This is a genomic window from Aliiglaciecola sp. LCG003 (genome assembly GCF_030316135.1).
Classification (GTDB): domain Bacteria; phylum Pseudomonadota; class Gammaproteobacteria; order Enterobacterales; family Alteromonadaceae; genus Aliiglaciecola.
Window position 1 is genome coordinate 3563538 of sequence record NZ_CP128185.1, and the last position, 22916, is coordinate 3586453.

The following is a 22916-nucleotide window of genomic DNA, read 5'->3' on the forward strand; positions in this document are numbered from 1 at the left end:
AATTACCCACAAAATAGAGTTTAGGTTTCCACTCGACCCCTTGTCAAGGACAAAAATGGCTTTATTGATTAGCTGCAAAGCTATATAAATTAAGGGCTCAACCAAAGAGGCTGATTAATATGAGAAAAGCCGAAAAAGCTGTTTTTATGTACAGCTAAAATGAATTTTATAATCTGCGCGGGTTTTGCTTAAAAAAACTCCAATCAGAATGGGCTAAGCAACCAATTCGTTATATGCAGTGAAACGATGTAAATAACATGACTCTCGGTATTCACAAAAAAACGGATTGTATATCACTCGACAAATTCCCTGTACCACTGCAGTATATTCCACCGAAGTTATTATCAACTGTTACCTAAATAAGCTTTAAATTTACGGAGTAATTCGATTGTGAATATGGACAATTGTATCTTGGCCATCGACCAAGGCACCACTTCCAGCCGTGCCATAGTGTTTAATGCTGCATCCGAAATAGTTTGCTCTGCCCAACAAGAATTTATCCAACACTACCCCAATGACGGCTGGGTAGAGCATGACCCTGAGGAAATTTGGCAATCAACCTTGGCGGTGTGCAAAAAAGCGTTGCAGCAGGCAAATGAAAAAGGCGCTCAAGTGCTGGGAATTGGTGTAACCAATCAACGCGAAACCACCTTAGTCTGGGAGCGTAAAACTGGTAAAACCATTTACAATGCAATTGTTTGGCAAGATCGCAGAACCGCAGCTGCATGTAAAACACTTATCGATGCGGGACAGCTACAACATGTTCGCGATAAAACAGGCCTATTACTCGATCCTTATTTTTCGGCTTCTAAAATAGCTTGGATCCTAGAGCATGTAGAAGGCGCGAGGCAGAAAGCCAAAGCTGGCGAGCTCGCATTCGGTACCATAGATAGCTTCATTATTTGGCGCTTAACCGGCGGTAAAGTTCATGCCACAGACATTACCAATGCCAGCCGGACTAATTTATTTAATATTCACCAGCAACACTGGGATGAAGAGTTACTGACGCTGTTCGATGTACCCGAGTCTATGCTACCCACGGTGAAAGAGTGCGCCGATGATTATGGTATGACTGAATCAACCTTATTCGGTGAAGCGTTACCCATTTGTGGGGTCGCAGGCGATCAACAAGCGGCCGCCATAGGTCAATGCTGTTTTACAAAAGGTAGCATCAAAAGTACTTATGGCACAGGTTGCTTTGTCTTAGTCAACACTGGTGAAGAAGCATTCGAGTCTGAACATAAACTGCTAACCACAGTGGCCTATAAAATCAATGGCACCACCCATTACGCTCTGGAAGGTTCTATTTTTATCGCCGGAGCTGCCATACAGTGGCTAAGAGATGGTATTAAAGTTATTGACAATGCCTTTCAGACCGAGCCTTTGGCAACCAGTTTAGACTATGAGCATGGTGTTTATCTGGTGCCCGCTTTCGCTGGGTTGGGCGCACCCTACTGGGACCCTGATGCGCGAGGAGCAATTTATGGTCTAACCCGCGGGACAACCAACGCTCATCTGTCTCGCGCGGCATTAGAATCTGTCGCCTTTCAAACCTCAGATCTGCTAAACGCGATGGCGGAAGATGGGGTCACCCCCAAGGTTTTGAGAGTGGACGGGGGTATGGTAGCTAATAATTGGGTCTGTCAGTTTATTGCTGATGTATTAAACATTGAAGTGCAACGTCCGAGCATCATGGAAACCACAGCCCTAGGTGCCGCCTACCTCGCCGGTTTGCATTTAGGCATCTACCCATCATTGGAGTCTCTAAAAGATAGCAATAAAATCGATGCTGAGTTTAAGCCTCAAATGCAAGATTCAGTTCGACAGAAGCTGCTTAGTGGATGGAAAAGTGCAGTGCAAAGCACCTTGGGGTTCAAACGCTAAACGTGATAATTCTATTGCTGGCTAATAGCATTACATGCCCTGTGGCTTAATTTAATTTTATATAACGGAATCAATCCATGATTGAACAAACATTATTTGGCCACATGCCCGATGGTCATCCCATAACGTCATATACTTTGACCAACCAAAATAACATGTCCGTTGAGGTATTAACTCTTGGGGCGACCATTAGAAGCTGGCAGTTGGGTGATCCCAAGCAAACCGATATCGTCTTAGGATTTGATTGTGTAGACGACTATCTAGCCGATCAAGGCTATTTAGGTCGCACCGTGGGTCGTTACGCGAACCGCATCGAAAACGGCCTATTTAAGATTGATGGAAACCCCATAAAGGTGAGTACAAACTTACAGGGAAACTCATTGCATGGCGGAGTTGACGGCTTTCACAATAGAATTTGGACGGTAACAAAACAAGCCAATAGCGCAGAGCCATCGATCTGCTTGAGTCTTATCAGTGAAGATGGTGATCAAGGGTTTCCTGGTACCTTGTCGGTGGATGTTACCATGCAGTTGGACAAACATAATTGTTTGAGCATTGAATACCGGGCAATATCAAATCAAGATACGGTTTTTAATCCCACTCAGCATACCTATTTCAATCTAGCAGGGCATGATAGCGGCCAAGTTTTTGAGCAACTAATTAAAGTGCATGCAAGCCATTATACTCCGGCAAACGAGCAAGCCATTCCAACCGGTGAACTAAAATCAGTGAAGGGTACCGCCTTTGATTTGCAGCATTTTACCAAATTGGGAACACTTATTCACCAAGATGACGCACAGATAAAAGCAGCCAGTGGTCTAGATCATAACTGGTGCGTAGATGGATTTGATGCTGCACAACAGCACCTGCAATTAGCAGCAGAGGTCATTGAGCCGATCAGCGGCAGAAAGCTTATCGCCCGCACTACTATGCCCGGTGTGCAAGTATACACTGGCAACTTTATCGGCTCGGATCTGATAGGTAAAAATGACCAACACTACTGTGCTCATCAGGGCTTTTGTATAGAGTCTCAATTCTATCCCAATAGTCCCAATGTTGCGCACTTTCCCAGTCCGATATTGCGCGCGGGGCAGAGTTTCGTATCCACTACCTCTTATCAAATAATCGAGACTGAGGGCGACGTTGAATAACTGAATACGGCAATATATTGTCTGTGCACCGCTTGTTTTTTAGTGGTTAGTGGTTTTTGAATTGTCGAAACGAGCTTATAAAAAAGGCTGCTTGTGTAACACAAGCAGCCTTTTATCAATAACACTGAGTATTTCAACCTGTAACCAATCAAGAAATACGTAGAAGTGTAGGTATCTTAGTTAGCAGCAGGAGCTTGCGCTTTATCACCAACCAAACTTAATTGAATACCGCGAATCGGTTTATCTGTGTTAGCAGATAATTGAACCAAGCGGTTAAGCTGTGCAAGTGACAACATAACAGTGTATATCGCACCTAAATAGCCGTTCTTTTTCAATTCTAGGATGGTTTCATCGCTTAGTTCATTAACACGCTTTTCATTTATGCTGAAAAGACCTGTCACATTGCGTTTTTCGCCCGTAGCGTATTGAACGTTCAATTGAACTTCATCTAAAAGCTCTAGCTCAACAATTCGTTTAACAAAACGTTGAGTGGCTAGTTCGCTATTGGCTACTTCACCTAGAAGATCTTGACGATTTTTCAAATATTCTGAAGGTTCGCCTTCAGCGGTAAACAGGCTTTCACCTTCATCACCCACCAACTCGCTGTTCTCATCGATAAACACACCTAACTTATCGCCGTCAGGTCTTACATCGAAAGGAAAGCGTTGAATATTCAAAGGCATAACGTGGCCTTGCCATTTATCTTGGCTGAAATATAAATTGCTACTTGGCTCCAAACCTAACATCGCTATAGTGTGAAAGCTGCCGTTAGGTTGATCTTTAATAAAGATAATCGGCATGCAGCTAGCAATCTGAGCAAACTCACGCAATGTTGCCGATGCTAAATGGGTTTCTTTGGCGAATTCAAAGTTATGTTTAGTGTTAACTTTAAGGGCGCTATGTTTCTCTTTGTCTAATGGAATATAATTCGTTTTCATTAAATCTTGTCTCTTTTTTAATAATGCTCCGTGAAGAATCCCATGACGGAGTCTGGAATCACTCTCTGGCCCTAAGTTAAATAGCAAACTCTATAGTTTGACCAAAATAAAGGGTCACCTTGGGCGAGAAGGTCAGCAAGTATCATTTATTTGCGCAACGAAGTCACCACCCAAAATAGTAAATTTGCAAATAGATTGTTAAAAATAAGTGTTTATTGTGCTTTTTTCACCCAACACCTACTTAGTGATGAAACTCAGACATGCACCGCGGTAGAATTCAGCAAATTTAACTAATCAAAATCACCGCTAGTTCCGCTGCACACCTCACAATGCAGGTATACCAAGCCAAGGTGCTAGACAACCTTGCTTTAACTTGATTGATTAACTAAGCACAAAAGCCAACTCACGTATTATCCAGTGATGCGATATATTCTTGCAATTTGGCTTCGGCTTCATCGCCAAATAGAATGTCACAAGCTTCGCGCAATCCCGGCGCATTGAGGATATCCTGTTTGCGAACAACCAGTGATATCTTAGCCCGGCGACGCAGAAAATCTTCGAGTTTAGTGACCATTTCGCGATCCGCAGCATGCTCGATTTCAACTCTGAGGTACTCACTATTTTTTATCAGTAACTCGCCCATTTGCGGATTTTCCCGAATTTTTTCTAGCATGTTGATTGCGTTACGCCCATATCGCCGCCAAAATCGTTGCGTTAAGGGTTCAGATGAGCTTGCAGGGGTGAGTTCATCCAAGTTCATAAGTTTTGCCCGATGGTAAAATTCCCGTTTGATGAAGTCATTGGGCTCACCGTACCACTTATGATTTTTGAAAGGTAAGTCGATGCCAAAACTGGCAACAAATTCAGCCACCTCATCACCCACGTTAAGGCAGTCAGTCAGTTTGCCACCGAATATAGACATATATTTACTGTCGTGATCCACATCGATGGCGTGCTTACGGGATAATTGCACCCAATCGGCTTTGCCTCCCTGCCCTTTGATAGCAAGGGGTCTTACCCCACATCGCTGGGCGATAACATCCTCTTTAGTTAATGGTTTATCTAACGCCAGCAACTTGTTCACGTTCGACAAAATAAAATCGCGGTCGGCATCGGTTACTTGGGTATAAGGTTGATCCACTTGGGTATCTGTTGTACCTATACAGGTTTTCGGACCCATAGGGATTATGAAAAACAATCGACCATCATCAGCAAAAAAGGTCAGCACTTTATTACTTTGGGTAATCCGGTCAACAATCAGATGAATGCCTTTGGAAAATACATGATGGTGTTCGGTTTGTTGATGATTTATCTGGTTAACTTGATCCACAAAGGGTCCAGTGGCATTGATCATTGCTTTGCTGCGAATTTGAATGGTCTCACCGCTGATTTCATCTTTGGCCTGCGCAAGCCAGTTATCCCCTTCTCGTGTGGCTGCAGTTAGACTCACATAGTTGGCCGCAATACAGCCATAACTCATGCTAGAACGAATAAAGTTGAAGACAAATCGCGCATCATTGTCGTACAGATAGCAATCAGAGTACTCAAACCCCCCGGCAGTGTTGGTGGTATCAACTAAGGGTTCCATTGCCTTGATTTTTTTGGCTGACATATAGGTTGGCATACGGGTGAAGAAGCGGCCCATAATCCAGTATAAAATGGTGCCCATAAAAACAAACCATGGCGGGAAGCGGAAACCGTTTTGAATACTGGTAAAAAAGCGTATCTCTTTCACCGTAGAGGGGTAACTGCGCATTAAATGATTACGGCTTTTGCATAATTTATTCACCAATGCATATTCATGGCTCTCTAAATATTTGATCCCCCCCCAAGCTAAGTTTGATGAATTTGAACTGGTGAATCCAGCAAAGTCACCTTTATCAATTAGGGCAACCTTGACTCCTTTGGCCGCAAGTGCTGCTGCAGAAACTGCACCATTAATTCCCCCTCCCACAATTAATACGTCAAATACATTTTGAGGAAGCTTTGCAATGTTGCTTTTTCTAAGGTTAGTCATGATATTTTCTTGGTAAGTTTCACTGTTTAGGTTATCAAACAGGCGCTATTTCATTATAGGCTATCGCGTGTTTAGAGAATATTGAACAGATCAGCCTCTATTCGCAATAACCCTTCAGATAAAAACACTGCACATTATTTGAGTTCAACAGCTTAACACTAAGTAGAATACATTATAGGATAGGCTGAATTAGATCCTAAGCACAGCATCAAGGAATTTACAGTATGAAACAACTACTATGGATAAGTGTAGCATTGGCGTTGAGCGGCAATGTTAGCGCCCAAACAAAAACCTATACGGCATCTGACAAAGCAATTAAGTTGGCCCAGAGCATGATTCTGGTGGATGGTCATATTGACGTCCCCTACCGCTTACAAGAAAAATGGGTTGACGTGACCAAGGCTACTGCCGACGGTGACTTTGATTATCCACGGGCTAAAGCCGGCGGTTTGAACGCTCCCTTTATGTCTATTTACATCCCAGCTTCACTAGATAGCTCAGCTCAATCTACTGCACTGGCGCATCAATTAATCGACTATGTTGAAGCCATCGTGGGTCGGGCACCGGAGAAGTTTGCGATTGCCAAGACAGTTGCAGATGTGGAAGCCCAATTTGCCAAAGGTCTAATTTCACTGCCCATGGGAATGGAGAATGGCTCACCGATTCAAGGTAGCTTAGATAATCTAAGACAGTTTTATCAACGAGGCATTCGCTATATCACCTTGGCCCACTCCATGAGCAACCATATTTCAGACTCCTCTTATGATTTACGCCGCAAGTGGAAAGGACTCAGTCCATTTGGTAAACAACTGGTACCAGAAATGAACAAATTAGGCATCATGGTTGATATATCCCATGTGTCCGATGCCGCATTCTATCAAGCCATTGAATTGAGTAGCGCGCCTGTCATCGCCTCCCATTCTTCCCTGCGCAGCTTTACGCCGGGATTCGAGCGCAATATGGATGACGATATGCTCAAAGCTCTTGCCGCAAATGGAGGGGTCATTATGATTAACTTTGGCTCGACTTTCGTTGATCAGCAATCTCGGGCGTGGCGCACCAAATTATCAGCCCAACGAGATATCGTTAAGCAACAACATGGCGAAGATAGTGCTGAATTTAAGGACTATGAAGCGAAGTACCGGCAAGCAGCGCCATTCCCCTATGCAAATGTCGACACTGTCATTGAACATATTGAACACGTAGTCAAACTGGTCGGTATCGATCATGTTGGACTTGGTTCTGACTATGATGGAGTGGGTGATTCATTGCCGGTTGGATTGAAAGATGTGTCTAGTTACCCCAATTTGGTTCAAGGCTTATTAGATAAAGGCTACAGTGAAGCAGACATCGACAAAATTCTCGGCAAAAACTTGCTTAGAGTGTGGCGTCAGGTTGAACAAGTAGCAGCCCAAAGCAAATCCAAAGTATAAATGAATATTGAGTCAAAATATTGGGGCTGATTGAGGCAAAAGTTGGGTATGCATATACACACTCTGGATCAGTTCCGCATCGCTGCTGGCGCGGTGCCTATGGCACTGCGTTGCGGCGCAAATCACCTCTTGGCTTTCATACCAATTGTCCATCTGTTGTTGCGATAAGATATTTTCTAATGGACTGAGAGTGAATTTCATCGGCATTCTGGCCGCATAAAATAGTTTTATCATCCATGGGTAGTCGACCACCCAACCATCAGAATAAACAGTTTGGCCCAACAGCAATTGATTTAGCTCAGCACATATTTGCGTAGGAGCATGACCATGCAGTTCGAGCATCTCTCGGGATATCCCATGCAAGTTTTCAGCTTCTTCAGACCAGTGCTGCCAGTCTTCTTCGGGTTTAATCAAGCGACAATACTTCTGTGACAAAAAGGTCATCACGCCAACCTCTATAGGATAACTGACACTGCCAAATCCACTTGCTTCAATATCAATGATTGTTGGAGTTAATATTTTATTAATAAACGACGCCTCATAATGACTATGCTTAAAATATATTAGAAGATTGGCGTTTCTGCCTATTTATTTAAAAAATTTAAACATATATGTAATAAAAACTCCCAGGCATAGACTACTAGTTCATAACTAGGCCACGGACTTCGCCATGCTAGCTGTGCAATCATTATCAAAAAGTTATCAACAAAAACGGGTTTTAAGTGACATTTCGTTCACCATTGAACCAGGAGAAATCGTCGCGCTATTAGGAGCCAACGGCTCAGGCAAGACCACCACCATACAATCCATTTGTGGCTTGATTGAGTTTGATTCTGGTCAAATCGAGTTTGATGGAATATCAATAGGAAAAGACCCTAAATATCTAGCCCATATTGGAGCCGTTCTAGGCGGTAGTAGAAATACAAACTGGCGCTTAACCGCCAGTCAAAATGCGCAATATTTTGCGGCATTAAGGGGCTTTGGCGGCAATAAAATCACACAAACTATCGCAACCTTAGAGCAACGTCTCGGTTTACAACAATATCACCATCAGGAGGTACTAAAACTATCTACTGGCAATAAGCAAAAGGCTGCATTGCTTTGTGCTTTAGCTTATTCGCCAAAATTATTATTACTGGATGAGCCCACCCTAGGTTTAGACTTTGAGACAGTCTCAGAGTTACAAAACATCATCAGACAACAGTCCAAAGATTTACAGCAAGGCTTTTTGATTACCTCCCATGATTTAGCTTTCATCGATAAAATATGTCAAAAAGTTTTAGTCATTAACGACGGTAAACTGGCCTTTAATGGTAGTATTGAACAGCTGAAAAAGACCTTGTACTCCTATTCTATGTGCATCAAAGTTGAGCAAGCTGAGCTACAAAACGTCTTTCACGCGGCACAGGAAAAGTGTCACGGTCATTTCAAACACTACCAACAGCAAGACAGTGTCATTATTGAATATGAACATAGCGAACAAGTCATGCCATTGCTCGCGTGGCTGCATAATTGCAAGATAATGTTGCTGGATTTAACCATGACCCCCATCTCAATCGAAGACGCCTATCACTCTTTAAATATCGATTCGGCTGCCCGCGAAGCCCGATTAGGCGAGGTTGCAGCATGAGTTGGTTATTATTATTGAGCAATGAAGTTAAATTGCAGTGGTTCGATATGCGCCAATATTGGTTTGAAACTGTCACCAGTCTGACGGTGATGTGCGTGATGTTCATTGGGCTGTTCTTGGGGGTTAAATCCTTTTTGCTAGAATCCCCCGAAGGAACATCCCTAGACGGCTTGTTGTTTGGCTTCTTACTGTGGAGCTACGCCACAACCTGTTATATGACATCAACCCGCACCGTGGTTGAAGATACTCAAAAAGGTTACTTAGAACAGTTATTCCTGTGCCCTAAGGGGTTTACGTCCATCCTGTTTGCCAAAGCCTTAGTCGATGTAACTTTAGGGCTACTTTACACCACCATCTTTGCCTATTTAACCATGTGGTTAACCGGTAATTGGATTGATATCAATTTTGCCCTATTCTACGCTGCACTTTTATTGGGTGCTCCCTCTTTGATTGGCCTGGGGTTAATTGTCAGTGGTTTAGCACTGGTCTTTAAACGTGTCGAGACTGTGGGACAAATCCTCACGTTATTTTTGATAGGATTGGTGGCCATAGATGGCCTACCAATTGGACCCGCCAGTTTACTACCCTTCACCCCAAGTGTGTCTTTGGCTCGCGGCTGGGTGCTTGAACATAGCGTATTTTCTGCCAGTGATATCTTGCTGGTAGTGGCGAATTCCGCAATCTATTTCGCTATTGGGATTTTGGTTTTCAAAAAAGCAGAAAAGATTGCCAAACGAAAGAATCTTATTGGTCAGTACTGAGCTTTGGCCTAAGTAGAAATGATTATTTCCCTAAGCAATTTAAAACATGCTTAGAAATATACTTGAGCCAAATACTAACAAGATCAAAAGTGTCATTACCACACCTAGATAGCCGGTAATTAAGCCGGCTAGCGCCAAGCCGTCTCCTTCGATTTGGTTTTCACTTTTACGAATTTGCGAACGGGCGATATGCCCAAATATTACGGCAAGCAATGAGCCAAAAAAGAACAACCCCAAGATCCCAAAGAGTAAAGATAACACCGCCAATACCGAGGTGGTTCGGTGCATCGAAGGATGCTCGGTTATTTCTACTTTGGAGGACTGTACCTGCAGTGCATAAATATTGGCGACTTGTCCGCCATTAAACTCGTAATCAACCTGCATACCGACCGTGGGCTCAACGCTACTGCGCCACTGGTCCATCGAAATATCATGGCGCGCTCCAGTGTCGCCACTTATAACTAATTGCCCCAGAATTGAATCAAAATCGAGAATTGTCCCTTTCATACTGCTATATCCTACTGCTGCTGAGTCTGTTGCGAGTGCAAATCAAAATATACTCCCCTGGCAAAAACAATAATTTTCGCAACTAATGGGATTTCCGCAATATGATAACTTAGTTATTGAGTTTTTTTAAGTTCAGATGGTTGGTCTTGAGGAGCTAGCCATACCTTTGGACTATAGATGAATTTTGACCAGTACCGAGCTGTCAATGCTTGGCGTAAATTGGGCCAATGAGATGTGGCTAACCACATGATAATTCCGTGGTCAGCTGTATTCATAGTGTGGGTCGGTTTCCCGGGTTGGGGGCTCGCACAATGATGAAGTCATTCCCCCCACAGGTAGAATTTTCATGTAGGTTGTAAAATTTACACGTTAGAAGCGACTCAAGTAACCCGACCCTACTGGTAAAGAACCCTTTAAACTAACAGCCCTTTTCCGCGCCTAATGAACTGCCGAATGACTGTTCTTTTGACGTCTTAGCAACGCAACTAATCCCAACAGAAACGCACTGATCCCCATGCTTCCCCCGCCAGAACCACTCGACTCGGGTAGCTTAACTGATGCTGGAGGTGTGTCGTCATTGTCGACTATAGTGATCTCTACGCTACCACTAACCGTTGAATCCTTGTCTGTGCTACTAATACTGATTGAAAAAGCCTCGTCATTTTCGTCAATTGAGTCATCGATGGCAGTAATCACAACGTCTTTCGTTCTTTCGCCATCTGAAAATACGAACTGGGGTTCACTAATCGTGTAATCGCTGTTTGTCGCAGTATCATTATATGCAGTGAAGGAAATCCTCAACTCCCCATTAGCGCCCCCTGTGCGCTCTAATGTTAAAGTCTTTGATTGGCCTTCAGTAATAACGATGTTGCCGGATATAGTCACATCACCCTTATACAAAGAATCCTCTGATACGATAAATATCTCCCTTGGCTCGCTACCAATAGACACCCCTACCGGATATCTGAAGCCCACTTCAATGGACTCGACTTCTTCGATTTCATTATCATCAGTGAGGGTTATTTCATATACTTCGCTGCCGCTGGCGGTCGTTAGCGCTATTCGCTGGTTTTCGAACTGATAATCATTTTCGTCGGCTGTTAATGGTCTGACATAAAGTTCTACAAAGCTGGCTGGATCTGATACTTCTGCCCAATTAACCATAACTGAGATAGACCCGCTGTTTTCATCGAACGAATCTGCTGCGAGTGAGTAGGTTATTTGTCCTGAACTGGCAATTGGAGCGACATAATTACTGAATGGGCCTTGTGCATTAATGAACAGATCATTCTCTACGGCATTAAAATAGTAAGAGCGCACATCCGCAGTATCAGGATCACCACAATTTTCAGCCGTTAGGTTGTTCATTGTTTGAGGTGATGACAACAAATATTCAGTTCTATTTCGTACTTGAGGAGACATTAAACTCGAGACAGTCCCGCAGTCACTTCCACCCATGGTGTCATAACCTTCGTTACCTGTAACCTCATGCACTAACCCATCGTTATGTCCCAGCATGTGCCCCAGGGTGCTATATTCTATACCGTCTAGATAATTGGGCGTGAAGTAAGATACTGAACCACCTTGTGAGGCTATGCCGACAACATTATCCGGAATACTGCCGACGATGACAGCGTAATAAGTAGCGTTGTATTCTTGTGTCAGTGAGGCCAGGTTTTCCCGAACGTACAAGGCAGCCTCAGCGATGCTAATCTTGCTCTCATCAAGCTCCTCTGGATAAGGGATGACTGCTGATATACTGCGTTCAAGACTAATGTTATTAGTCGAGGTGTACAAATTAGCATTTTCTACTGCAAGGTTAATATAGTCATTTAGCTTATCTATTCCACCTAAGCGTGACAAAGCTGCATCAGTGTAGAAAAACACAATATTGGTTTTTACTTGCTTTGTATTGGCTTCGAAGTTAGGGAAAGATAAAATTGGCGTTGGTGTCGATTCAGCCATGACTGACGACGAATTGGAGTTAGTTGTATTTGCATACAGATCTGTAGAAAGGGCTGCTAAAGGAATTAACAACGAATAAATAAACTTTTTCATAATTTCTATACTCTGTTACTTATGACCTACCATTTGTGTTTGATATAACCTGTGCGAAATAATTTCAGCAGGGCTGATTTACAGCCGTTGTCACACAAGCAGCGATATACTTTCTGGACAAATATTGGATTCTGGCTTGCTGCAGCATTAGTCGACTATTGGATTAATTCACAAATGAACATACACAGGTAATGCACGAAATATGCCACTAGTAGACATTTACTGTATTAACTTGTTATCCAGAGGTGCCATAGAAATTACGCATAGCCGTTGATTGTTCTGGTAAGTGTTTGATTCTTCGAATGTCAGTTTGAGTGGTTATTGAATCTGACGTTTTAAGGGCGGTCAACCTAGAGTAAATAGAACCTTCTACCCTAGGGTATAAAAATGGGGAATTGGCTACTGCAATTACACGCATCCCTTACTTTTATAGTAGCCATATTAATAGCAAACTGCACTAAGTATTGAATTAGATTCAATACTTACAATTAGTTGGAGTGGGTCGGTAAGCCGGGTTCTGTAATCTCAAAGAGACGACAATCATTCATCTAGGCCAGCAATCGCTCACTGGCTCAAGCAACCTACCCGATCTCAACGTGGGCCACGCCATACGAGATCCTATTTGGTCTTGCTCCGGGTGGAGTTTACCTTGCCACACGCTGTTGCCAGCGGTGCGGTGCGCTCTTACCGCACCCTTTCACCCTTACCGGCCGCAGTGCAAAGCACTGCTGCTTAGGCGGTCTTCTCTCTGCTGCACTTGTCGTCGGCTCACGCCGCCCAGACGTTATCTGGCACCCTGCCCTATGGAGCCCGGACTTTCCTCCCCATTCTGCTTGCGCAGCATGCGGCGACTGTCTTGACCCACTCCGCGGCGGATTGTACGTTGATGTGAGTACAAGTGCAAAAATATCAATTCGGCTGCCCTTCCATAATAACGTTTCGCCCAATGATATAGCCGCCAGAGGCTATAATATTGATTAGAAGGGCAAGAAGTCGAAGGAGTAATCCAAGGTTGTGGTGGTGACAGACGAAGGACCAAAATTAATCAACCTTATCCGGTTGAGCAATTTATCTTCTAACTCCGGATAGTTCAGTTCACTTGAAACTAACTTTATCTGAGTAATGGAGCCGTCAGGGGCGATTTCCAAATTCACCGTAACCTTGCCTTGTAAGCCTGGATCTTCCCGTAATGCACGACGATAGATGGTGTAGATAGCGCCTTTATTTGCATCAAACCCTTTGCGGATAGATTCTATATCTCGGCTGCCAATCACCGCGTCTTCGGTGACCAATTCTTTGGCAGCCAAAGACGCCAAACCTTCATTCGGTGCGTCAAATTCAGTGGTTTTACGTCCGGCCAGCTCCCCTCTAGCACCCACATCAGTAGATAGTTCACCGGTATTTAACCCGCCACTTTTTTCAGCCACTTTTTTACCCACAAACGCCCGTTGCGCTTCATTGGTTTTGCCTGCGCCTTGGATCATCTCGGTATCAGCCAGATTGTTAATATTAGTTTGGCTGCGCATACTATTAAGCTCATCCTGAAATTGCAGTAAACCGGTTTTTTGCGCTTTGGCTCTAGCCTGTTGAGCCAATTCAGCTTGGGTCGGCTTTTTCACTTCAGGTTTGGGTTTTTCAATTGGCTTTACAATTTTATTTTCTACCGGTTTAGGCTTCTCAGGCTCGACCTTAGGCGGCTCTTTAACCTCTACAGGTTTCTCTTGAGGGATCACTTTTGGCGGTTCAATCGGTTTGGGCGGTTCTACTTTCTGCGCTTCTAGTATTTTGGTCAACTGGGGGGGGACTCGTTCTTTTTCTTCGCGGGTCTGTTCGGGCAACTGTTGCCATTTCACCAACAACGCCAAAAAAATTGTTAGGGCTAAAACCCCAATAGTCAGACGATGGAAGACTTTATCGTCCCGTTCGCTGGATGACCAGGGTAATTGACTTCTGAAATAAACTGGTTGAGTCAAACTACTCACGCATCCCCCTCAATCGGCTTCTGCTCTACCGCCAATGAAATATTGGTGTAGCCCGCTTGAGCACAGGTTTGCATAATTTTTTTCAATAACTTATATGGAATGGCTTGGTCACCCATAATGGTAATCGCACGGGCAATCTCTTCAGAATGTTGAGCGTCCTGGTGATCAGCGGCAATCACTTTAACTCGACTTTTCTGATAGAGCAGCTCTTTTTCTAAGGCATCGATAATATCGTCGCTCTGTGACATCACTTGCGCCACATCAGCCATTTTCTGGCCTTGTAGCAGGATATCTTGACTGTTAACTAGCAACACTAAGGTTTCTTGGGCGGCAGTATCAGCTGAAGATTCAGGCAGTTGCACGCTTTTGTGGGTTTGCAAGACTTGCACATCCGATGCATTAAACATCAGAAAGAATACCAAAATGGTAAAGATGTCCATCAAGGAAACCAGACTGAGTTTGGACTCCTTGGCCATTCTTTTGTGGTGCCTTTCCATACGAGAGGCGCGAACTGATTTTTTCATCGTTTTACTCCTCTTTGCTATGGGGTCGCATTCTGGGCATCAGGCGCTGCCGGAGCATCACCTAAGGAAATCTGAGGAAAAAGCTCTGCTTGTACCACAGATGCCACCACGACTTCGTCATAGGATCGGGTTGTGTCCATTAATGCCACTATGACTTGATATGGAATATCCGGCTCCAACAATAAGGTCGCCTGATTTTTCTCTAACTGTTTATTTTTCAAAGTCTGCTTTATTTGTTTTAGCAGTGTTTGCAATGCTAGGTAATCGTAACCTTGTTCAGTATTAGCGATAGCTTCGACTAAATACCTTTGGGGATAAAATACTTCGATGCCGTCATGACGAACGATAATTTCCAGTTGTTGGTCTTTCTCATCCAATTGCTGTTCCCTTGCTTCACTCAATTCAGGCAGAGTGAGTTCCACCACAGTGATACGAGAAAACACCATCATCATTAGCAGTACCGGCACTAACACTATCATCAAGTTCATGAATGAGGTTATGTCGAGTTCTGCGTCCGATTTTTGCAGACGTCTAGTTCTGCCCAACATGCTGAATTAATCCGAAGAACGAGAGTGAGTGGTAATCGATTGACGGCCCATTAAGGTGTTAAGACACTTCACCCCAGCCATTTCCATGCTATCAATAATCTCGGTGGTTTTGGTTTGTAAAATAGCGTGAAAGCCCAATAAGGGGATGGCTGCAATCAAGCCAAATGCCGTGGTATTCATCGCAACTGAAATACTTTGCGATAACAAACTGGCTTTTTCTGATGGATCCGCTGAGGCAACCGCAGAAAACGCCGCGATCAAACCGATAATGGTACCCAGCAAACCTAACAAGGTTGAGATGTTGGCAAGAGTCGCCAAGTAGCCAGTACGTTTCTCAAGTCTAGGGGTGCTCTCCATTAAACCCTCTTCCATTGCGTACTCAATGTCCTCACGACGCTGACTGATAGACATTCTATCAATTCCAGCGGCGATAATGCGACTAATGGGTGCATCATTTGACTGACCAAATTTAACAATCCCAGCGTAATTTGCTGATTCAAGCATAGGTTCGATTTGTCTGAATGCCCGCTGATTAGTGCCCTTGGCCATGGTTAAAAATATAAAGCGCTCCAGCGCAATGGCTAAGCCGATAGCCAATACCACGGCAATGGGAAACATAAATGTTCCACCTTCTTGAAAGAACCGTACAATAACGTTGAAAATTTCCATAACAGTACCTTAATTTGCAATGGGGACAGTCTACTTGCTAATCCACCACTGTAGCGTATATCAATCTCTACAAAGTTAACTTATTTAATAACTTAGCAGTGCTATTGGGTTTTATCTGGTGTTACTTCTGTGGCTGAGGTGCACCAGACACCCGCTCAAAATGCTCCACTAATCGGGTAAATTCCTGGCGTTCTACAGGCATAAAATCTTGTTCAATCCGTTTTACAAAGGGACTGGGTAGTGAGGCTTTATCGCGCGGTGGTTGCCAAGGCACTATTGTCAGTACTTTGGGCTGCTCACGACTGGATCTGATAGTGTCCTGCAAATGCAATTTTCCATCAGCAGTTTTCATTGAGTCTGTCATTGCCCGAGTTGGCAATGGTGCCGTCGGTCCTTGCACGTCAGTCCGAATTGGCTGCTGCGCAGCACTGGTAGTTAAGGGACGTATAGGTTGCTGCTCTTCACGGTTTTTGCCAGTATCTTCAGCCAAAGCTGAAAATGAGCAGGCAAACCCCAGACTGATCATTACCACTAAATTATTCATCCATTGCTCCTGCTGCAAGAGGTTGGGAGATATCATTGGAGGCACTCACCGGCGCTTTAGGAAGTTGTCGTTGCAAATCGGCAATCCAACCGCGTATTTGCCGAATCGGCTTATTTTGCAATGCCTGATAGATTTCATAATGCTCAAGTGCTTGTTGTTTATTGCCTAAATATAAATCATATAGGATACCGAGATTTAAATAGGCATTGGCATAGGCAGGCCAACTAGCAATAGCTAATTTGTAATGTCGCTCAGCCTGTTCAAAACGCCCAAGCTCGCGGTACACCTTGGCTAACCGATTATGTGCAAAGTAATTAGCATGATTAGCATCAACCGCTTTTTCATACAGAGCTTTACTGGCAAGTAAGACGTCTTGATTAGCTTGCCATTGGTCAGCACCGACATTCTCACGTTCCAACAGTTTAATATCACCTAAGTGCAACCAAGGGCCTGACAAATTTGGGGTCATTTTGGTCAGGGCCGTAAATCGCTGTTTAGCAAGGTCGAATTGCTTATTATTTTTCGCTTGAAGTGCTTGATTAAATTGATATTTCACGCTTTCATCAACCTGTGGCGAGGCGGAGAAATACACATTAGGTCGGGCTTTCAAATCAGCCACTTTTTGTTCAAAGGGGCTTAATTGTGGCGCTGCTTGGGTTCCAACTTCACCGTCAGCGACTACTGATTTATGGTCAATTTGATTGCCTGTAGTAGTGCTAAGCATTTGATTGAAATTGGCACAGCCGGACAAGACCAGCAGCCCAAATACCAGCACAAAAGATTTGTAGCGGCTTAAGCATTGCATTGGGATTGGCGCTTTAATATATTTCATCAACCACCTCCGCGACTTTTTCAACTTTGTTATAACGCCCGGGCAACAAAGCGCTCAAGGCTGCAAAGCTTTCACTAACCCAACGATCATACACACCTTGCCAACTTCGTTTTATATTAGCTTCATGCACTTCGATGGCTTGCTCTTCAAAGGGATACGCCTGCTCTTCTAATAAAATATCATATTGCTCCAATTCTAAGGCATTCAGTCCCTTGGGTCGTTCTGAAGCAATCAAGTCTCTGGCCAATTGAGCATAAATTTCTGCAATTTTATAATTTGCTGCGGTACTGAACTCCGCAATCTTGTAATCAAGGGTATGATTTAAGAGGCTCATAGCGGTATCTAGCGCACCGCGCTTTTTGGCTAAGCTGGATTTCAAAGGCAAGGTTAGCTTTATGTGTTGGAATGTCTGCAGCGCATCTTCGGCAAATACCATGGAAGACATAGCGGCCAAATAACGAGAACGGTCTGTTCTCCCTGCCCCGGCTTGTGCATCAGCTTCAATCAACTTATTTAACCAAAAACGACGCTTGCTATCATCTTGAGCAACTAAATAAAATTCGCTCATTTCAAAACGGGCTTCAGTCGCATCATCAAAAGGTAAAGTATAGGTGTTGGCGTAATTGCGGTAAGCCTCCAACGCCTGCTGAGTTTCACCGGCTTTTTTAAAGTACTGAGCGGCCACAAACAAGGCTTCTCGCCCAGTCTCTGTTTCCGGCTGCTGTTGCCAAACTTGATTTAGCTCTTGTGCGGCCAATAACCAGTTCTGGTTTTGTTGATACGCGAAAATGAGTTTATCTCGTATTCCCACCAAAAGGGGGTGCTGAGGGAAACGTTGACGGAAGTCTTCCAATAATTCGATGCCTTGCTGCCACTGAGCCATTTCCAGTAAATAACTAGCGGCATCATATTGTGCAGTTACCCGCACCTTACTTAGTGGCGCTTTTTCGATCACTCGCAAGAAGTCATCTATGGCTAAGGATACATACTGCTTGGCTAGATTGGCTTCGGCTTGTTTGTAAATACTGGCCGCTAGACGGTCTAGCATATCTGCATATCGCGGATCATCTTGCCCAATATTAGTCAAAATTAACTGGTAGCTGTTTTCCGCTCGTTGATATTGTTCTAGAGCGAATTCACTGTGGGCGATAACTTGCATACCGGCAATGCGACGTATCTGCTCAATTTCAGGCTTCCAGGCTAGCAATTGTTCTGCACTTTCAATCGCCCCTAGGTAACGAGCTAAGTCAAACTGTTGCTGCATGGAGTCATACAAGACCTTGTCCGCTCGAGGATCTCTAGCAAAGCGATTAACGAATTGTTGCTGGCTGGCTAACTGCTCATCTTGCCAGCGCTGCTGTTCTAGTGGGTCGGTCAGCTTTGCTCTCAATTCACGAAAGGCTAAGATGGCAGCGTAACCCGCTTCTGCCGCGCGAGGTTCTTTCAAATAGCGGTAAGCATATTTTTCAAAGGCTTCGATCGCCGCTGCATATTGTTGAGACTCGAATAAACTTTCAGCTAAGTTGAAAGTAATTTCTGGGGTCAGGTCATCCCGCGGAAAGGTTTCAATAAACTGCCGATATAAGTTTGCCGCTTGCTCATAGGCTTGCAAAGATTTTTGACGATTTTCAGCTACATTGCTTAGTTGAGTAGTATCGGAGTCAGCGGCGGCGTTGGCGTTGGAGAGCAATTGGGCCTTGCTGTGTTCAAACTGTGCCAATTCCTGTAGATATGCTTTAAGAAAAGGTTTCACCTCATCTTGCAGCAGTTGTCCCCAATCGGACCAGTAAGGCCCATGAATACCATATTCGCCAATAAACCTTTGTTTGGCCGGTAGTACTAAGGTGGGAAAGTCACCTAAAATAAAGGCATCAATTTGCTTTACCGCAAAAAACGGCGCTTGATTGTGCTCGGGATGCACATCTGTAAAGGCCCGATACACCAAAGCACCGTCACGGAAACGATCTTCATTGAGGAATTGCTGACCTAAACGGTCGTATAATAAGTTTTCATAATGGCGACCGCCAACCTCTTGGTAAAAGCTTAGCAGACTCTGTTCTGCGCCCTGGTAGGAAAACATTAATGCCATCATACGAATACTATCATTGACCAGACGTTTTTCTCCAACTGCCAGACTTTCCAATTGCTGCTCACTGCGCAGCTCCCTTAGCATATGGGAATCAATGACACTGTTGGGCAACTTCTGGTCGAGTAACCTAGTAAAGGCACGCAACGAAAAGTTGTACTGCTCCGACTTATAGTAGCTCCAGCCCAGCATGTAAGCCGATGTCATGTAATAATCATTGCTTTCGCCGTTTTCCAGTACTTTACTATAGGCCGCGATGGCACCTAGATAATCACTACGGTTGAATAAGATCTCACCTTTGCGAAAATACAATTCTGGTGCATACATGCTATGGGGATAGTCGTTCAGCAATTGCTCAATAACCTCCAGACTTTGTTGAGACTGCCCTTGCAAATCATAGGATTTGGCTAGTTGATACAATACCTCAGCGTTGTCCCGTTGATTTGGGTGTTGAGCGAGTATTTGTTGGTACTGTGCAATGGCCAAATCAAAATAACCTTGTTCAAGCACTACACTGCCCACTTCTTGCTTTTGTTCTGCTAGCAATATTTCTAAATCTGCCAAACGATACTGAACTATCTTTAAGGTCTCAGGATCGTCTAACACATTGAGCAACCCCGTATAGGCATCCCGCAAATTCTCCAGCCCATTGTCTGGCAAGGGATCATGGTTTAGGGGCACGGGCTCAAAATAGAGCTCACCAAGTGTTTTCTTTGGCTCAACTACTGCCGTTTCTGGTGAATCAAACATATTGGCGCAGCCTGCTAAAGAGATGATCGAGGTACTAGCAAATATCACTTTGAACAGCATGGCGGAGGTAAACTTAACCCTAGACTTATTCATCATTGCGCCCCCTGCTTATCTGCTTGCGCTTTACGAAAAGCCTTGTCATTTAGCCGCACCGTGGCCAACTGAGCTTGCAAAGTGTAGCTCGCAAGCTGTCCTATCTGTTGCTGTATTTTCTTCGCAAACAATTGATTTAATTCAGTTAACTGTAAACTCTGAATCGATTGGTTGACGACTTGCTGTTGCTCTAATTTCTGACGTAAAACGCCGATGCGTTGCCGCTGGCCATCATACTTTGGCTTGGCATCTAAATGCTGTTGCAATCTAGCCTGTTGGCCCTGAGTTACAGAAATTAAAGTATCCACGTGCTTTAAACTTTTTTTCGCTTCCCACACACGACTTGGATATTGCTCCATCGCTTGCCAACTGAGGATCCCTTCGATGCGTTGTAAACGCTTTGCGTAGCTATCTGCTAACGGCGGTTGCTGCAATTGTTGGCGCATTAGGACAATGTGCTGATGAGTGTGTTTAGCTTTAGCCAGACGAGTATTCCAGCTCATTTGCTGTTCATCGGCTAAAAGAGCAGGTTCGGAGGCGGCCCTCTCAATACTGGCAGATAACTTATTACGCCACACTTTGAGTGTCTCTAGCTTCAACAGCAAGTCATTTTGGCGTAGTTGCTCAGCCCGAAACAAAAAGTTTTGCTGCCGCTCATCGAGCATTAAATTAAAGGTGTCTAATTGCGTTTGCCATAGCTGCATTTGTGCTTCGGCGGTCAAGCTTTGCGATAAAACCTGCACTTGATTGCGGAACTCGTTGCTTAGCATGACAGCCGCCAGATGGTCTGGCACTTTATCGGTCCAATCTGCATTTCCGGCTAATTGAATAAAAAACTGATTATTAATAGTGTTTAATTGGTTTTGCAGAAACTGTGTTTCTTGGTCAAAACGGGCGAGTCCGCGCTTTAAATTGTCTAGCGCTTGAGTGGGTGCAAACGCCTGTTCATAAGCATAGGACGAGGCTAAATAAGATTCCATCACGTATTCGTTACTGCGCGGCATTTTTTGCAATCTCTGCCAGGCCGACAAGGCGGTCTGGTATTCTTCCCGCTGGGCAGCGGCCCAACCATAGCCTAATAGGGCTGAATCTGTGTCTAAACTGTCCACTCGAATGCGATCAAATGCGTCTAGGGCCTGCAAGGCTTGTTTATTCTTCAGATGGGCATAGCCGATGGTTAAATTAGTACGGTCCCGCAACGCGTCGATTTCAGTATCGGTAAAATCAGAAACGGGCGACCACCAGCCATCTAACCAATCGATAAAGAAGCGCGTTTGTCGATTTCCTAGCGGCTCCAAGGTTTGTATTGCAACAGCATATTGGCCATTTTGCAGTTGCGCTAGGCCTTTATTGTACGTCACATATTGGCGGAACACTGAGTCGTCGGATAATTCCGCTAACCAATAATCTTTACTGGGACTTATCGAAGCTGGTGCTAATTTAACATGATGAGACAATTGGCTTTGCAGATAAATCCACTCGTCTTTGTCAGCGATATCCAAATATTGATTGGCACTGCTTAAGCTAATATTGCCAAGGGCCTGTGCGGCCGCTTCAAATTGCTGCTTGTGGAATAAAGCTTTTCCGAGTAGTAGCCATGCCTGGGTTTGAGTTTTCAGGTCAGCATTGTCCACCAGCAATTGATTAAAAATGTCTACCGCTTGCTGCTCCAATCCATAGGCTAGGCTCATTCCTCCCTTTAGGATCATGGGGTCTATGCCTGGTTGGTTAATCTTATTTAAACTTTTTGGGCAGCGTTGTTGTAATACACTAAATTGAGTTAACGCTTGATGAATATCTTGCTGGAAATAGTGATAGAGAATTTGTTGATAGGCTTTATCGACTTGCGCCGGCTCACATTTTTGCTGGGCAAATGCCGCACTCATTACCAGAGGTAATAAAGCGATTGAATAAATAACCTTGCGCAACAATAGAGACAATCTAGCCATCCTTGCTTGAATGAGATAATTACAGTTCAACAACAGAAAATACAGCTTGCTGCTTTGACGTCGAGTCGGAAATAATCAGCTCAAACGCCTTGGCGTCTGACCCTTTACTAAAGGTTATGGCTGTCGCCTGCTTATACTCCCGATCTTTTGGCCCCATCCCCGTAAAGAAAGCAGTTAACTGATGTTCACCTTGGGCCAAATTTCCGATATGTAAGCGCTGTACACCACCGCGATTTAGCGCATCCACTTGCCGTTCAGTATAAAGATAATGGTCAACGACTTTATCATCAATACGTAGTTCCACAGAATCCAACTTAAAGTAAGTGCCTACATCCATTGAAAGATAGACTACTACTTGGGTGCTAGAAGGAAAAAGTAAATCTTCTTCAAGTACAAATAAGTCCCGATTTAGCTCGACCAATTCTTTTCTTAGCGCCTGTAACTGTTTAGCAATGGGTTGGTTATCCTGCACAGACACGGGCTCTGGTGATTGCGCAGCGCTAAATCCAGCCATACACCATAACGCTATTGAGAGGAAAATAGTACGCACATTCATAATC

19 protein-coding genes and 1 other RNA gene are annotated in these 22916 nt (G+C 44.1%); 5 read left to right on the top strand and 15 right to left on the bottom strand.

The features are described 5' to 3' along the window. Positions 1-396: 396 nt before the first annotated feature. Positions 397-1884: a glycerol kinase GlpK gene (gene glpK / locus QR722_RS15540; RefSeq protein ID WP_502872480.1), complete on the top strand. Its 1488-nt coding sequence runs from the start codon at positions 397-399 to the stop codon at positions 1882-1884. A 77-nt stretch (positions 1885-1961) separates the two neighbouring features. Further along, positions 1962-3035 carry an aldose epimerase family protein gene (locus QR722_RS15545; protein ID WP_286283846.1) on the top strand — a complete coding sequence of 358 codons (1074 nt, stop codon included), beginning with the start codon at positions 1962-1964 and terminating at the stop codon, positions 3033-3035. A gap of 176 nt (positions 3036-3211) precedes the next feature. Here QR722_RS15545 and QR722_RS15550 read toward each other — a convergent pair whose 3' ends face one another. Further along, positions 3212-3973 carry a SapC family protein gene (locus QR722_RS15550; RefSeq protein ID WP_286283847.1) on the bottom strand — a complete coding sequence of 254 codons (762 nt, stop codon included), beginning with the start codon at positions 3971-3973 and terminating at the stop codon, positions 3212-3214. A gap of 403 nt (positions 3974-4376) precedes the next feature. Then, positions 4377-5990, bottom strand: coding sequence for a glycerol-3-phosphate dehydrogenase/oxidase (locus tag QR722_RS15555; RefSeq protein WP_286283848.1), 1614 nt, complete (start codon positions 5988-5990; stop codon positions 4377-4379). A gap of 224 nt (positions 5991-6214) precedes the next feature. Between QR722_RS15555 and QR722_RS15560 the strand changes: the two genes are divergently transcribed. Then, entirely contained in the window at positions 6215-7423 is a 1209-nt protein-coding gene (locus QR722_RS15560; RefSeq protein ID WP_286283849.1) for a dipeptidase, read from the top strand. A 12-nt stretch (positions 7424-7435) separates the two neighbouring features. On the opposite strand, the gene QR722_RS15565 is transcribed toward QR722_RS15560, so the two are convergent. Then, positions 7436-7870, bottom strand: coding sequence for a hypothetical protein (locus QR722_RS15565; protein WP_286283850.1), 435 nt, complete (start codon positions 7868-7870; stop codon positions 7436-7438). Positions 7871-8093: 223 nt separating this feature from the next. Here QR722_RS15565 and QR722_RS15570 point away from each other — a divergent pair, with 223 nt between their 5' ends. After that, complete coding sequence (locus tag QR722_RS15570) at positions 8094-9053, top strand: ABC transporter ATP-binding protein (RefSeq protein ID WP_286283851.1); 960 nt, start codon at positions 8094-8096, stop codon at positions 9051-9053. Further along, a complete protein-coding gene (locus QR722_RS15575) occupies positions 9050-9814 on the top strand; it encodes an ABC transporter permease (protein ID WP_286283852.1) in 765 nt (254 codons plus the stop codon). The genes QR722_RS15570 and QR722_RS15575 overlap by 4 nt, the downstream gene beginning before the upstream one ends. A 39-nt stretch (positions 9815-9853) precedes the next feature. Here QR722_RS15575 and QR722_RS15580 read toward each other — a convergent pair whose 3' ends face one another. From QR722_RS15580 to QR722_RS15635, 12 genes are all read right to left on the bottom strand, one after another. Further along, a complete protein-coding gene (locus tag QR722_RS15580; protein WP_286283853.1) occupies positions 9854-10321 on the bottom strand; it encodes a DUF4190 domain-containing protein in 468 nt (155 codons plus the stop codon). A gap of 438 nt (positions 10322-10759) precedes the next feature. Next, positions 10760-12379, bottom strand: coding sequence for a Calx-beta domain-containing protein (locus QR722_RS15585; RefSeq protein ID WP_286283854.1), 1620 nt, complete (start codon positions 12377-12379; stop codon positions 10760-10762). Between the two features lie 490 nt (positions 12380-12869). Then, an RNA gene (rnpB, locus tag QR722_RS15590) (RNase P RNA component class A) lies at positions 12870-13247 on the bottom strand. Positions 13248-13356: 109 nt separating this feature from the next. Continuing rightward, positions 13357-14361, bottom strand: coding sequence for an AgmX/PglI C-terminal domain-containing protein (locus QR722_RS15595; RefSeq protein ID WP_286283856.1), 1005 nt, complete (start codon positions 14359-14361; stop codon positions 13357-13359). After that, positions 14358-14885, bottom strand: coding sequence for an ExbD/TolR family protein (locus QR722_RS15600; protein WP_286283857.1), 528 nt, complete (start codon positions 14883-14885; stop codon positions 14358-14360). The genes QR722_RS15595 and QR722_RS15600 overlap by 4 nt, the downstream gene beginning before the upstream one ends. 17 nt (positions 14886-14902) lie before the next feature. Then, complete coding sequence (locus QR722_RS15605) at positions 14903-15433, bottom strand: ExbD/TolR family protein (protein ID WP_286283858.1); 531 nt, start codon at positions 15431-15433, stop codon at positions 14903-14905. Between the two features lie 6 nt (positions 15434-15439). Further along, entirely contained in the window at positions 15440-16102 is a 663-nt protein-coding gene (locus tag QR722_RS15610; protein WP_286283859.1) for a MotA/TolQ/ExbB proton channel family protein, read from the bottom strand. A 121-nt stretch (positions 16103-16223) separates the two neighbouring features. Continuing rightward, positions 16224-16646: a hypothetical protein gene (locus QR722_RS15615; RefSeq protein WP_286283860.1), complete on the bottom strand. Its 423-nt coding sequence runs from the start codon at positions 16644-16646 to the stop codon at positions 16224-16226. Further along, entirely contained in the window at positions 16639-17478 is an 840-nt protein-coding gene (locus QR722_RS15620; RefSeq protein ID WP_286283861.1) for a tetratricopeptide repeat protein, read from the bottom strand. Before QR722_RS15620 ends, QR722_RS15615 begins: the two co-directional genes overlap by 8 nt. Continuing rightward, positions 17465-20410, bottom strand: a complete 2946-nt coding sequence (locus tag QR722_RS15625; RefSeq protein WP_286283862.1) for a tetratricopeptide repeat protein — start codon at positions 20408-20410, stop codon at positions 17465-17467. Before QR722_RS15625 ends, QR722_RS15620 begins: the two co-directional genes overlap by 14 nt. Continuing rightward, on the bottom strand, positions 20407-22347 hold the full coding sequence (locus QR722_RS15630; protein WP_286283863.1) for a tetratricopeptide repeat protein: 1941 nt from the start codon (positions 22345-22347) through the stop codon (positions 20407-20409). The genes QR722_RS15625 and QR722_RS15630 overlap by 4 nt, the downstream gene beginning before the upstream one ends. A gap of 28 nt (positions 22348-22375) precedes the next feature. Further along, positions 22376-22912: a hypothetical protein gene (locus QR722_RS15635; RefSeq protein ID WP_286283864.1), complete on the bottom strand. Its 537-nt coding sequence runs from the start codon at positions 22910-22912 to the stop codon at positions 22376-22378. Positions 22913-22916: the final 4 nt, after the last annotated feature.